A 12,763-nucleotide genomic window follows, 5' to 3' on the forward strand; every position below is an offset into this window, starting at 1 on the left:
CGCGAACGGCGTCCCGGGTTGTTCCAGGCGTGGCAGACCTACGCGATGCTCGTCGCCGGGCCCGCCGGGTTCTTTCTGCTGCAGACGGCACTGGGGGCCGGGCGGCTCGTCGCCGCCCAGCCCGGGCTCGTCCTGGCCAACCCGCTGGTCGCGCTGGGCTGGGGTCTGCTGGTGTTCGGGGAGCACGTCCGCGGCGGGCCGTGGATCGCGCTGGAACTGGTCGCCGCCGGGGCGCTGGCCGGGTGCACCGTGCTGCTGGCCGGGTCGCCGCTGTTGCGCGACGAGGACCCGGCCCGGCAGCCCGCCTGAGTCACACGCCGGCGGGGACGCGTGCCACCCGCTCGGCCGCCCGCCGCCGCAGCACGCCGCTCAGCGCGAACCGGCCCGGGCCGGTGACCGCGATCAGCAGGAACACCCAGCTGTACAGGACGGCGATCTCGCCCGCGTTCTGCAGCGGCAGCAGGGCCAGCGGCTGGTGCACGGTGAAGTAGGCGTAGGCCATCGCACCGGAGCAGAGCAGCGCCGCGGCCCGCGTGCCGAGCCCGAGCAGCACCAGGACCCCGCCGGCCAGCTCGATGACGCCGGCCCACCAGCCCGGCCACGCCCCGAACGCCACGCCGCCGCCCTGGCCGTCGATGCCGCCGAACGCGCCGAACCCCTGCAGGCCGTGGAGGGCGAACAACAGTCCGACCACGATGCGGACGACGCCCAGGACGACGAGGGTGAGCTGGGCCTGGGAAACCGGAACGCGAGCCATGGTCGATCCTTCCTCCGAAGTTGCTGTCATGAACACGTCGGAGGAACCCGGGCCGGATCGACAACCCTCGCGGACTATTTTTCCGGAGCCGTCACCACTGCTGCTGCTGCGGCGGCGGACCCTGGTACGGGCCCGGCTGCTGCGGCGGGCGCTTGCCCCACGCGCACCAGCGGGCGGTGAGCGGCACGAGCACCAGCACCAGGGTGGCGATCGCCGGGGACAGCACGACCAGCAGCCCGCCGACCCCGCCGCCGATGCCGGCCGCGGTGTCGAGGTTGCGGTTGAACCGGTCGTCCGAGGCCAGCACGATCAGCGCGATGACGCCCTGCAGGATGTGCAGCGCGCTGCCGAGGGCGACGAGCCAGCGGCCCGCCGGCTTGCGCAGGAACAGCAGGATGGCGCCGGGCAGGAGCGTGGCGAACTCGACGAGGTAGACCGTGCCCTGCAGGACCACGATCCACTTCAGGTCGTCGACCACCTCGTCGACGACGCCGAGGTTGAGGATGCCGCTGAAGACGCCCCACAGGGCGCCGAGGACGGCGAGCACCCCGGCGGTGATCGCGGTGCCCCCGCTGGGCGGCTGCTGGACGGAGTACTGCTCGCCCGGGTAGGGCGGCGGCGCGGCCGGGTACTGGCCCGGCTGGGGCGGGTACGTCATGGGAACCTTCCGATCGTTGTCGAACCGGCGTGATCCAAACAGACGAGCCGCCCGCGCGTGGCCGAAGTGACCTATTCGCGACCTGGATCACCGGCGCGAGTGAGGTGGGCGCGTGGCCGGAACGGGACAAGGCGCCGCGGGTGACCGCCTTCTGTCCCCACAGTGGTCTCTCCATGCGATTCGTGTGAGGCGCGAAGGAGAGCGTGATGGCCGAGCCACCGGGAGCCCCACCCGCCGGGAATTCGGCGCCTGCCGGGCAATCCGAGCCCGCAGCCGAGGCGGCCCCGGAGAACGGCTCCGGGAAGGCGCCCGCGGAGGGAGGCGGGGCGCAGCCGGAACCGACCGGGCAGGAGCCGGCCCGGCCGGCCGAGGACACATCTGGTGAACCGGCCACCCGCGGCGACGGGGCCCAGCCCACCGCCGGGACCGACCGCCCTGGCGAAGACGGTGGTGACGCCGAGGCATCAACGCCGGAACAAGGCGGCGAGGGCGCACCGAACGAGTTCCGGAACGCGGTCCACCGGGAGGAACCCCCCGTCGGCCCGCCCGACGAGATGGGGAGGGTGGCGGACGAGACGGGGCGGCTCGGCGAGTCGGTCACGACCGCGACCGACCAGGGCGAACAGGCCCGGGCCAACGCCGGGAACGAGTGGCGGGACCAGGCCGGCCAGGACGCCGGGCACCGGGCGGCCGAACTGGCGGAGGGCAACCGGGAGACGGCTCGGCTGGCGAGGTCCGTGTCGGATGCGGCGCGTTCGAGCGCGGAGCAGGTCACCGAGGTCAGGAAAGGCGACGAGCAGTCCCTGCAAAACGGTGAGACCGACTGGCACCTCGCTCGCGCGTTGCTGCCGGACGGCGAGCGAGAGGTCGCCGAAGGCGAAACCGTGGCCGCGACCGTGGCGGAAACCCGGCAACGGCACGCCGCCGGGGCGGCCGGCATCCGCGAGATCTGGAACGGGGTCGCGGCGGCCGAGGAGCAGCCCGAGGAACCCAGCGCCGTCGCGGAACTGGCGGGCAACCTGCTTCGCACCGGCGGTGACTCGAACGTCAACGTCGGCAGCTTCCTCGGCGAAACGAGCGACGACATCATCGACGGGGCCGGCTCGGCCGTCGGCGCCGCGCTCGACTGGGCCGGATTCGACGAGGCCGGGAAAGCGGTGACCCGCACGGCGGACGAGGTGGGGGACGTCCTCGCGGAGGAGACCCTGGTGGAAGGCGCCCGGATACGCAACGCCTACTACGATCTCGCGCAGGCCGTCGACGGCCTCGACCGTCCCCGGACCGTCTACGTTTCGCACGAGCGGTACCCGGAATCCGCGCAGCACATCGACGAAGCACAGGGTGGCACCTTCTGGCGTGGTGACCAGCAGCGGAACGTTCCCCGCCCCGACCCGGTGCTGACGGTCCAGCGCGAAGGCAGCGAAGCCCGCCGGGCGGCCGCGATCGGCGGTATCCCGTCGAAAGAGGGGTTCGACAAGGACGAGTACCCGCCCGCCGTCGCGGACACCACCGGCGACAAGAGCGTGAAGTACGTGCCCTTCGCCGACAACCGGGGGGCGGGTTCGGCGATGGGCCACCAGCTCAACGGACGGGACGGGTCCATTCAACGCCAGCTCGACGGGCGCGGCATGCTGGGCGACTTCTGGGGTCTCGGCCGCGCCGACGACGGCGACAAGTTCGTATTGAGGACGTTCCGATGAACACGGCACTGACACGTCTGCTGGAGCGCGCGAAGGGTCCGCTCGGATCACCGGTGGAGGTGGAACTCGGGGGCGGCGTGTCGCGCGAACTCGCCGGGCTGCTGTCGCGGCTCAACGGGTTCGCGCTGTTCGACTACGGCGTGCAGGTCTTCCACGCGGGCCCGCGCGGACTCGGGCCGGAACTGGCCGCGTGGAACGCCGTGGACACCTGGAAGGACACCTATGGCGGCCTCGCCGACGGCCTGCTGTGCTTCGCGCAGGACCTCTTCGGGGTCCAGTTCGCCATCGAGGACGACCGGCGCGTCGTCGCGTTCGACCCGGAGACCGGTGAACGCACCGCGCTCGGCACCGGTCTGGACAGCTGGGCCGGCTGGCTGCAGGAGAAGCCCGGCACCCGCGGCGCGGCGGCGTTCGCCAGGCTGTGGCAGGACACCCACGGCGCGCTCGGCCACGACGAACGCCTGCTGCCCGTGACCCCGTTCGTGCTGGGCGGCGAGTACCGGCTCGACAACCTCGTGGTCCGCGACGCGGTGACCGCCCTGCGGATCCGGGGACCGGTCGCCCAGCAGATCCACGACCTGCCCGACGGCACCCCGGTTTCGTTCACCGTCACCTGACCACCGACCGCGCTCTAAGATCACCCGGTGGCGCAGACCGAGCAGCAGCAGGCGTTCTTCACCGCCGACGGCGACGAGCTGGTCCCGGATCCGGTGGCGCGCAGCTGGTGGAATCCGGAGATGATCCACGGCCGCCTGCTCGGCGGGCTGGCCGCGCGGGCGCTGGAACGCGACCAGGCCGCGCCGGGCCTGCACTTCACCCGGCTGACCGTCGACCTGTTCCGGAACACGCCGCTCGCCCCGGTGCGCGTCGAGACCGCGCTCGTGCGGGACGGGCGCCGCATCCGGGTCGCCGACGCCCTGGTGCACGGCGCGAACGGGCTCGTCGCCCGTGCGACGGCCGTGCTGCTCCGCGGCGGTGACCAGCCGGCCGCGCCGGTCCCGGCCACGCCCTCGTGGGACGCGCCACCGCCCGAGGAGCTGTGGGAGCCGCGCGAACAGGGCTGGGCGATCTGGCGGTTCGACGAGCACAACCAGCCGCTGCGCGGCGGCCGCGGCGCCGGGCGGCGGCGCGCGTGGCTGCGCGAGTCGCGGGAGCTGGTGGCCGGGGAAGCGCTGTCGCCGTTCGTACGTGCCGCGCTGGCGGCCGACACCGCGAGCCCGCTGGCGCACGCGAGCGCCGGCAGCCTGGACTTCATCAACGCCGACTACACGTTGTCGCTGAGCCGGCTGCCGCTGTCGGACGCGATCGGGCTGGAGTCGTCGGGACACCTCAGCGAGGACGGGATCGCCGTCGGGCACTGCACCCTGCACGACACCGCGGGGCCGATCGGGTTCTGCCTCACCACGGCGATCGCGAACCCGGGCCGCCGGGGCTGACTGTCCGGTTTGAGCGGCTTCCGGCCGGGAATCCGACCCCGGAGGAGGCAGCCATGAACGGCAACCCGAACCACCAGCCGGAGTCGGCGCCGGGCATCCCGGAATCCGATCCGCCGCAGGGCGGGCCGAACGCCGACAACGACACCCCCAACCCGGCCGACCTCGCGCCCGGTTTCGGCGGCACGTCCCGCACCCGCCCGGTGAGCACCGAGGAGGAGGAGACGGGCAACGGCTCGTGACCGGATCGGCCCGCTTCCGGGCCTGATCGAGCCTGCCCGGCGGGTGCTCGGGCCGCCAGACTCGTCGGCATGAGCGAAGCACTCGTCGTCATCGACGTCCAGGAGTCGTTCCGGCAGCGGCCGATCTGGCGGCTCACCGCCAACCCGGAGGTGGCGGAGCGGGCGGCCCTGCTCGCCGAGCACACGCGCGCCCGGGGCGGGCTGGTGTGCTGGGTCCTGCACAGCGAACCCGGCAGCGGCACCGTGTTCGACCCGGCGCTGGGGCACGTCCGGCTGATGGACGGCCTGACCCCGGCCGAGGGTGAGCCGGTGCTGACCAAGACCGCGCACAACGCCTTCACCACCACGAACCTGCAGCAGATCCTGGTCTCGCGCGGGATCCGGCGGCTGACCGTCTGCGGCATCCGCACCGAGCAGTGCTGCGAGACGACCGCGCGGCTGGCGTCCGACCTCGGCTACGACGTCACCTTCGTGACCGACGCGACCACCACCGATCCGATCCCGCACCGGGACGCCCCCGCCGGGCTGACGCCGGAGGAGATCCTCGCCGATCCGCGCACGCTGGGCACGGACGAGATCATCGCCCGCACCGAGTACGCGCTGGCCGGCCGCTTCGCCACGATCCGGCGCGTCGCCGAGCTGACCGGGGCGGGCGTAGGCTGACCGGATCGTGACCCGTGTGGCCTTCGTGCTCCTCCCCCGCCTGCACCTGCTCGACCTCGCCGGACCCGCGCAGGTGTTCTCGACGGCGCGCGATCTGGGGCTGGACTACGAACTGGCGTACCTGGGCGAGCGGGGCACGGTCGAGAGCGCGCAGGGTGTGCCGCTGACGGCGGAGCGGGACTGGCCGGAGCTGTCGCCGGGCGATCTGGTGGTCGTGCCCGGGTGGCGGTCGCCGCGGCTGACGGCGGCTCCGCTGAGTGCCGCCGGGCTGGCGTGGTTGCGGGCGCACCACGAGCGGGGCGGCACGGTGGCGAGCGTGTGTTCCGGGGCCGAGGCGCTGGGCCGGGCGGGGCTGCTGGACGGCCGCCGCTGCACGACGCACCACGAGCTGCAGGATGCGCTGGCGGCGCGCTACCCGGCGGCGACGGTGGTGCGGGACGTGCTGTACGTCGTCGACGAGCGGGTGGTGACGTCGGCGGGCATCGCGAGCGGGATCGACCTGGCGCTGCACCTGGTCGCGGCGCGGCACGGCCCGGCGGTGGCGGCGCGGGTGGCGCGGTCGATGGTGGTGTACGCGCGGCGGAACGGTGACGAGCAGCAGGCCAGCGCGATGCTGCGGCACCGGGCGCACGTCAACGACACCGTGCACCGCCTCCAGGACCTGATCGACGCGCGGTTCGCGGAGGCGCTGAAGCTGGCCGACCTGGCGGGCGCGGCCGGATGCAGCGAGCGCACGGTGACGCGGCTGTTCACCCGCGCGACGGGGCTGACGCCGTTGCGGTACCAGCAGATGCTGCGCCTGGAGCGGGCCGAGCACCTGATCGGCCACGGAGCGACGGTGGAGGCCGCGGCGCGGGCGGTGGGTTTCGAGGACGCCCGCATGCTGCGCCGGCTCCGGGCACGCGGCTGACCGGGGGCCGCCCGCGCTGACCGGGCGGCCACGCCGCCTCGTGGAACACACCGCCACCCGCCCGCGCCGCCCGGCGCTCACCGGGCAGCCACCCCGCCTCACCGCCCCGCCCGGCGGGACACACCGCGACCCGCCCTCGCCGCCCGGCGCCCACCGGGCACCCACCCGCCTCACCCAACACCCATCAGGCGCCGCCGCCGGCCCTCGCCACCCCGGCGCCCGTCACCGGACCGGGGGACCTGCCGCCGCGCCCGCGCGTGCCGGTGCCAAGATGACGATCTTGGGGGACGCGGCAGGGGGCCGCGCCGGGACGGGGGGACACGATGGTCGCTCACCTGCACGCCCACGACCACCCGCGGCTCACCGGCACGCGCCTGCGGTGGATCACCCGCGGCGCGGCCGCGCTGCTCCTCCTCACCGTCGTCGGCTGGGTGCTGCTCTTCCAGGGGTTTCTCGACCTGCACGTCTACCGCACCGGCGGCCTCGCCTGGCGGACCGGCGCCGGGCTGTACACGCCGGCCTTCGCGGCCATGGTGCCGGGCATGCCGCTGCCCTTCACCTATCCCCCGTTCGCCGCGATCCTGTTCGCGCCCGTCGAGCTCCTGCCCTGGCACGTGGCGAAGTTCGCGGTCAGCCTCGCCTCCGCGGCCGCCCTCGCGCTCACCACCACGCTCACCGCCCGCCGCGTCCTCGCCAACCGCGCCGCGGCGAACGCCCTCGGCATGAGCGTCGCCGCCCTGTGGGCGCTGTTCGAGCCCGCCCGGCAGACCATCGGGTTCGGCCAGATCAACCTGATCCTGATGGCCCTGGTCACCGCGGACTGCCTGCTCCCCCGCACCCGCTGGCCCCGCGGCCTGCTGGTCGGCGTGGCCGCGGCGATCAAGCTCACCCCGGCCGTCTTCGTGCTGCTGTTCCTCCTCCGCCGCCAATACCGCGCCGCCGCCGCCGCGGTCGCCTCGTTCGCCGCCTGCGGGCTCGCCGCCCTGCTGCTGGCGCCGGCCGACTCCGCGCAGTACTGGCTGCACACCCTGTTCGACCCGGGGCGCATCGGCGGCCTCGCCTACGCGTTCAACCAGAACGTCCAGGCGATCCTGGTCCGGCTGTTCCCGGAGAACACCCTGCTCTGGGCCGTGCTCGCGGCCGCGGTCATGGCCCTGGCCGCGGTCGCCGCCCGCCGGGCCCGCGACGACGTCACCGCCCTGCTCGCCATCGCCGCCGGCGGGTTGCTCGCCTCGCCGGTGAGCTGGTCGCACCACTGGGTCTGGGTGCTGCCCGCCGCGGTGGTGGTGCTGGTCCGCGCCCCGCGCTGGAGCCCGGTGCTGCTCGTCTTCGCCGTCGGGCCGCACTCGTGGCTGCCGCAGACCCACGACCTGGAGATGCACTGGACCTGGTGGCAGCACCTGCTCGGGTCCTCCTACGTGCTGGTCTCGGTGGCCGCCCTGGTGATCGTGGCCGGGAATTCGCCATCCCCGCGGATCGTTGAACAACTCGGCCGCCGGTTTCGCCCGTCCCGATCTGGCGACACCGGCGGCCCTGGTAGCGGCACCGCCCGCCCGGTAGCGTCCGGGGAGACCGAGGACGTGATCGACACGGTGAGGTGAGACGGTGCCGTCCCTGCTCGTCGCGAACCGGGGCGAGATCGCCGTCCGGATCCTCGGCACCGCCGCCGCGCTGGGCTTCCGCACGGTCGCCGTGTATCCCGGGGACGACGCCGACTGCGCCCACGTCACCCGCGCCGACCACGCCGAACGCCTCGACGGCACCTACCTCGACGCCGCCGCGATCGTCGCCGCCGCGCAGCGCACCGGATGCGAGTTCCTGCACCCCGGTTACGGGTTCCTGTCCGAGAGCGCGGACCTCGCCCGCCGCTGCGCGGACGCCGGGATTCGCTTCGCCGGACCGTCCCCGGACGCCCTGGAACTGTTCGGCGACAAGACCCGCGCCCGGGCACGAGCCCGGGAGCTGGGCATTCCGGTCCTCGCGGGCACCGACGGCCCGACCGATCCGGCCACCGCCGAGGCGTTCTTCGCCGAGCACGGCGCGGTGATGGTCAAGGCGCTGGCCGGGGGCGGCGGACGCGGCATGCGACCGGTGACCGACGCGGCCGGCCTGCCCGCCGCACTGCGCCGCTGCGCCTCCGAAGCCCGGGCCGCGTTCGGCGACGGCTCGGTCTACCTGGAACGGCTCCTCCCCCACGCCCGCCACATCGAGGTGCAGATCGCCGCCGACGGCGAGACGACGCTCGCGCTCGGCGACCGGGACTGCAGCCTGCAGCGCCGCCGCCAGAAGCTCATCGAGATCGCGCCCGCGACCCTCCCGGCGGAGCTCCGAAAGCGCTTGCACGAGTGCGCCACGCGGTTGGTCGGGTCCACTGTGTACCTTGGTCTGGCCACTGTGGAATTCCTGGTCGACGGCGGCGAATTCGTGTTCCTGGAGGTGAATCCGCGGTTGCAGGTCGAGCACACCGTGACCGAGGAGGTCACCGGGCTCGACCTGGTCGAGATCGGGCTCCGGCTGGCCGCGGGCGAACCACTGGACCGCACCGTCCCGCAGCCGCGGGGCGTGGCGATCCAGGCCAGGGTCAACACCGAAACGGTCCGGCCGGACGGCACCGTGCTGCCCGGCGGCGGCACGCTCACCACGTTCCAGCCGCCCACCGGCCGCGGCGTCCGCGTGGACACCCACGGCTACCCGGGCTATCCCGGCAACCCGCGTTACGACTCGCTGCTGGCCAAGGTGATCGTCACCGGACACGACCTCGCCTCGGCCGCCGCCCGGTTGTGTCGCGCGCTGGGCGAATTCGCCATCACCGGGCCGCCGACGAACCTCGCCCTGCTCCGGGCGCTGCTGGCCGAGCCGCTCGGCACGGCCGACACCACGTTCGTGGACCGCCGCCTGCCGGACCTGGTGGACGAGATCATCGAGCCCGCGGCCGCGCCGGGCACGGTCACCGCGCCACAGCAGGGCGTGGTGGCGCAGGTGTGCGTGGCCGAGGGCGAGACGGTGCCGGCGGGCGCGGAACTCGTCGTGATCGAGGCGATGAAGATGGAACACGTGATCACCGCCGAGCGGGGCGGCGCGGTGCTCGGGGTCGCGGTCAAGCCCGGTGACACCGTCACGGCCGGGGCGGTCCTGGTCACCCTGCGGGAGAACGGCGAGGCGACCGGAGCCGCCCAAGCGACCGAAGCCGACCTCGACCACATCCGGCCGGACCTCGCGGAAACCGTGGCGCGGCACGAGATCGGCCTGGACGCCGCGCGCCCGGACGCGGTGCGCAAGCGGCACTCCGCCGGGCAGCGGACCGCGCGGGAGAACGTCGAGGACCTGTGCGATCCCGGCAGCTTCACCGAGTACGGCGCCCTCGCGATCGCCGCGCAGCGCCGCCGCCGGGACCTCGGCGACCTGATCCGCCGCACCCCCGCCGACGGCCTGGTCACCGGCACCGCGACCGTCGGCGGGCGGCCGGTCGTCGTGCTGGCCTACGACTACACCGTGCTGGCCGGGACGCAGGGCGTGCACAACCACCGCAAGACCGACCGGATGCTGCGGCTGGCCCGGGACCGCGGCCTGCCGGTGGTGCTGTTCGCCGAGGGCGGCGGCGGGCGGCCGGGCGACACCGACACCTCCGCGGTCGCCCAGCTGGACGTGCCGACGTTCCGCATGGCCGCCCAGCTGGCCGGCGAGGTGCCGACGGTCGCGATCGTGTCCGGCTACTGCTTCGCCGGCAACGCGGCGCTGGCCGGGGTGTGCGACGTGGTCATCGCGACCGAGGGCAGTTCACTGGGCATGGGCGGGCCGGCGATGATCGAAGGCGGCGGGCTCGGTGTCGTCGCGCCCGACGACGTCGGGCCGACGCCGGTGCAGTACACCAACGGGGTCGTGGACGTGCTGGTCGCCGACGAGGCCGAGGCGGTCGACGTGGCCAAGCGTTACCTGTCCTACTTCGCCGGCCCGGCCGAGGCCGGAGAGCCGCACGACCAGCGCCGGTTGCGGCACCTGGTGCCGGAGAACCGGGTCCGCGTCTACGACGTGCGGCCGGTGCTGTCCACAGTGGCCGATCCCGGCAGCCTGCTCGAACTGCGCGCCGGGTTCGGGATCGGGGTGATCACCGCGCTGGCCCGGATCGGCGGGATCCCCGTGGGGGTGCTGGCGAACAGCCCGGCCCGCCTCGGCGGCGCGATCGACGGCGACGCCGCCGACAAGGCGGCACGTTTCCTGGACCTGTGCCGCGCGCACGGCCTGCCGGTGGTGTCCTTCGTGGACACTCCGGGGTTCATGGTGGGCCCGGAGGCGGAGAAGACCGCGACGGTGCGGCGGTTCGGTGACCTGTTCGTCGCCGGGGCGCGGCTGACCTCGCCGCTGGTCGCGGTGGTGCTGCGCAAGGCCTACGGCCTGGGCGCGATGGCGATGACCGGCGGCTCGCTGCACGCGCCCGCGCTGACGGTGGCGTGGCCGACGGGCGAGTTCGGCGGCATGGGGCTGGAGGGCGCGGTGCGGCTGGGGTTCCGCGCGGACCTGGAGGCGATCGCCGACCCGGAGGCCCGGCACGCCCGCTACGCCGAGCTGGTGGCCGAGTACTACGAGCGCGGCAAGGCCCTGAACACGGCGACGGTCTTCGAGATCGACGACGTGATCGACCCGGCCGGCACGCGGGAGCTCATCATCCGCACCCTCGGCGCGACCGGCTGACCGCGGAACCCGCTCGCCGCGACGGCGCGCGGCCGGACCACCCCGCCGCCAGCGTTCAGCGCGACCGGCTGACCGCGGAACCCGCTCGCCGCGGCGGTGCGCGGCCGGTCGATCCGGGTGCCGCCTCATTCCTCCAGCAGGAAGAGCGGGATCTGGCGGTCCGTCTTCTCCTGCCACTCGGTGTACGTCGGCCAGAGCGCGACAGCGTACTCCCACCACTGGCGACGCTCCTCGCCGTCGAGCCGGCGGGCGACGTAGGTCTTCCTGACCGGGCCGTCCTGCAGCTCCACCGTCGGGTGGGCACGGAGGTTGGCGACCCAGCCCGGGTTCTCGCGGCGGCCGCCGTTGGACGCCACCGCGAGGTACTTGCCGTCCTTCTCGATCCGCATGATCGGCGACTTGCGGATCTTGCCGGTCTTGGCGCCGACCGTGGTGAGCACGACGATCGGGGCCCCGCCGGGCTCGTTGAGGCTGACCTCCCCGCCGGACGACTCGAACTGCTCCACCGCTTCGCGGACCCAGTCCGTCGGGCTCGGCGCGTACTCGCCTTCGAAGTGATCACTCACGCCTGCCACAAGGCGGCCGCCGCCCGCGGTATTCCCGCCACGGCGGACGCGCACCCCTGCCGGGGCCGGTGATGACGCCTGGCCGGCTCCGGGCAGCGCGCCGCGGCCGGGCGCCGGCCATTGGCGCGGTCACCCGGCCGGAACGCACGAGCCCTACCAGCGCTCGTGCACCTGCGCCCGGATCCGCCGGTCGTACAGCTCCCGCACCGCCTCCAGCGTCGGCTCCGGCAGTGCCTCGGCCCCAGCCGCCGCCGCGTTCGCTCGCGCCTGCTCCGCCGATCGCGCCCCCGGGATCACCGACGTGACGCCCGGCTGCTGGATGATCCACCGCAACGCCGTCTGGGCGGGCGTCACGCCGGCCGGGGCCAGCGAACTGAACTCCGCGGCCGCCTCGACGCCCGTCGCGAAGTCCACCCCGCTGAACGTCTCCCCCTGGTCGAACGCCTCGCCGTGCCGGTTGAACGTCCGGTGGTCGTCCGTGGCGAACACCGTCTCCTTCGTGTAGCGGCCGGACAGCAGGCCGGACGCCAGCGGCACCCGCGCGATGATCCCCACCCCCGCCTCGGCGGCGGCCGGCAGCACCCGGTCGAGTGGCTTGAGCCGGAACGGGTTCAGGATGATCTGCACGCTCGCCGTGCCCGGGCGGGCGATCGCGGTCAGCGCCTCCGCGCACGTCTCGACGCTCACCCCGTACGCGGCGATCCGCTCCTCCGCCACCAGCGTGTCCAGCGCGTCGAACACGGCGTCACTGGAGTACACCGCCGCCGGCGGGCAGTGCAGCTGCACCAGGTCCAGCACCTCGACCCCGAGGTTGGCCCGCGACCGGTCGGTCCACGCCCGGAAGTTCTCCAGCGTGTACTCACCCGGGTCCAGCGGCGCGCGACGGCCCATCTTGGTCGCCACGAACACGTCCGGGTGGTCGCGCAGAAACCGCCCGATGATCTGCTCGCTGCGGCCGTCACCGTAGACGTCGGCGGTGTCGAAGAACGTGACACCGGCCGACACCGCGGCCTCCAGCACCGCGAACGCCTCGGCCTCGCCCACCTCGCCCCAGTCCGCGCCCAGCTGCCACGTGCCGAGCCCGACCACCGACACCGCACGGCCGGTCCGGCCGAGAACCCGTTGCTCCATGCCGACGATCCTAA

General features: G+C 74.1%; 13 protein-coding genes. 9 read left to right on the plus strand and 4 right to left on the minus strand.

Annotated elements, in window-relative coordinates:
• The first annotated feature begins 18 nt into the window (after positions 1 to 18).
• On the plus strand, positions 19 to 309 hold the full coding sequence (locus L1857_RS22845) for a DMT family protein (RefSeq protein ID WP_240323323.1): 291 nt from the start codon (positions 19 to 21) through the stop codon (positions 307 to 309).
• Position 310: 1 nt separating this feature from the next.
• On the opposite strand, the gene L1857_RS22850 is transcribed toward L1857_RS22845, so the two are convergent.
• Together L1857_RS22850 and L1857_RS22855 are read right to left on the minus strand one after the other, a co-directional pair.
• On the minus strand, positions 311 to 757 hold the full coding sequence (locus L1857_RS22850; protein WP_249466250.1) for a DoxX family protein: 447 nt from the start codon (positions 755 to 757) through the stop codon (positions 311 to 313).
• A 91-nt stretch (positions 758 to 848) separates the two neighbouring features.
• Entirely contained in the window at positions 849 to 1,415 is a 567-nt protein-coding gene (locus L1857_RS22855; protein ID WP_094007649.1) for a hypothetical protein, read from the minus strand.
• Positions 1,416 to 1,621: 206 nt separating this feature from the next.
• Between L1857_RS22855 and L1857_RS22860 the strand changes: the two genes are divergently transcribed.
• The 8 genes from L1857_RS22860 (at position 1,622) to L1857_RS22895 (ending at position 11,052) form a co-directional block, all read left to right on the plus strand.
• On the plus strand, positions 1,622 to 3,115 hold the full coding sequence (locus L1857_RS22860; protein WP_488153997.1) for a WXG100-like domain-containing protein: 1,494 nt from the start codon (positions 1,622 to 1,624) through the stop codon (positions 3,113 to 3,115).
• On the plus strand, positions 3,112 to 3,732 hold the full coding sequence (locus L1857_RS22865; protein WP_116112439.1) for an SMI1/KNR4 family protein: 621 nt from the start codon (positions 3,112 to 3,114) through the stop codon (positions 3,730 to 3,732). The genes L1857_RS22860 and L1857_RS22865 overlap by 4 nt, the downstream gene beginning before the upstream one ends.
• A gap of 27 nt (positions 3,733 to 3,759) precedes the next feature.
• Positions 3,760 to 4,551: an acyl-CoA thioesterase domain-containing protein gene (locus L1857_RS22870; protein ID WP_116112442.1), complete on the plus strand. Its 792-nt coding sequence runs from the start codon at positions 3,760 to 3,762 to the stop codon at positions 4,549 to 4,551.
• A 53-nt stretch (positions 4,552 to 4,604) separates the two neighbouring features.
• Positions 4,605 to 4,790 carry a hypothetical protein gene (locus tag L1857_RS22875; RefSeq protein WP_094007653.1) on the plus strand — a complete coding sequence of 62 codons (186 nt, stop codon included), beginning with the start codon at positions 4,605 to 4,607 and terminating at the stop codon, positions 4,788 to 4,790.
• A gap of 69 nt (positions 4,791 to 4,859) precedes the next feature.
• Positions 4,860 to 5,453, plus strand: coding sequence for a cysteine hydrolase family protein (locus L1857_RS22880; RefSeq protein ID WP_116112444.1), 594 nt, complete (start codon positions 4,860 to 4,862; stop codon positions 5,451 to 5,453).
• Positions 5,454 to 5,460: 7 nt separating this feature from the next.
• Positions 5,461 to 6,363: a GlxA family transcriptional regulator gene (locus L1857_RS22885; RefSeq protein WP_249466257.1), complete on the plus strand. Its 903-nt coding sequence runs from the start codon at positions 5,461 to 5,463 to the stop codon at positions 6,361 to 6,363.
• 323 nt (positions 6,364 to 6,686) lie between these two features.
• Positions 6,687 to 7,964, plus strand: coding sequence for a glycosyltransferase 87 family protein (locus L1857_RS22890; RefSeq protein WP_249466267.1), 1,278 nt, complete (start codon positions 6,687 to 6,689; stop codon positions 7,962 to 7,964).
• A 4-nt stretch (positions 7,965 to 7,968) separates the two neighbouring features.
• On the plus strand, positions 7,969 to 11,052 hold the full coding sequence (locus tag L1857_RS22895; protein WP_249466270.1) for an acetyl-CoA carboxylase family protein: 3,084 nt from the start codon (positions 7,969 to 7,971) through the stop codon (positions 11,050 to 11,052).
• Positions 11,053 to 11,177: 125 nt separating this feature from the next.
• Here L1857_RS22895 and L1857_RS22900 read toward each other — a convergent pair whose 3' ends face one another.
• Positions 11,178 to 11,618 (minus strand): nitroreductase family deazaflavin-dependent oxidoreductase, encoded by a 441-nt coding sequence (locus tag L1857_RS22900; RefSeq protein ID WP_205413363.1) that lies wholly within the window; start codon positions 11,616 to 11,618, stop codon positions 11,178 to 11,180.
• 153 nt (positions 11,619 to 11,771) lie between these two features.
• Positions 11,772 to 12,749, minus strand: coding sequence for an aldo/keto reductase (locus tag L1857_RS22905; protein ID WP_249466275.1), 978 nt, complete (start codon positions 12,747 to 12,749; stop codon positions 11,772 to 11,774).
• Between the last annotated feature and the right edge of the window lie 14 nt (positions 12,750 to 12,763).

This window comes from Amycolatopsis thermalba (genome assembly GCF_023376025.1).
GTDB classification, from domain to species: Bacteria; Actinomycetota; Actinomycetes; order Mycobacteriales; family Pseudonocardiaceae; genus Amycolatopsis_E; species Amycolatopsis_E thermalba.

Excerpts from the sequence above, each read along its gene's own strand:
- L1857_RS22850 (WP_249466250.1), bottom strand. The coding sequence starts at position 757 with ATGGCTCGCGTTCCGGTTTCCCAGGCCCAGCTCACCCTCGTCGTCCTG.
- L1857_RS22855 (WP_094007649.1), bottom strand. The coding sequence starts at position 1,415 with ATGACGTACCCGCCCCAGCCGGGCCAGTACCCGGCCGCGCCGCCGCCC.
- L1857_RS22860 (WP_488153997.1), top strand. The coding sequence starts at position 1,622 with ATGGCCGAGCCACCGGGAGCCCCACCCGCCGGGAATTCGGCGCCTGCC.
- L1857_RS22865 (WP_116112439.1), top strand. The coding sequence starts at position 3,112 with ATGAACACGGCACTGACACGTCTGCTGGAGCGCGCGAAGGGTCCGCTC.
- L1857_RS22875 (WP_094007653.1), top strand. The coding sequence starts at position 4,605 with ATGAACGGCAACCCGAACCACCAGCCGGAGTCGGCGCCGGGCATCCCG.
- L1857_RS22880 (WP_116112444.1), top strand. The coding sequence starts at position 4,860 with ATGAGCGAAGCACTCGTCGTCATCGACGTCCAGGAGTCGTTCCGGCAG.
- L1857_RS22890 (WP_249466267.1), top strand. The coding sequence starts at position 6,687 with ATGGTCGCTCACCTGCACGCCCACGACCACCCGCGGCTCACCGGCACG.
- L1857_RS22905 (WP_249466275.1), bottom strand. The coding sequence starts at position 12,749 with ATGGAGCAACGGGTTCTCGGCCGGACCGGCCGTGCGGTGTCGGTGGTC.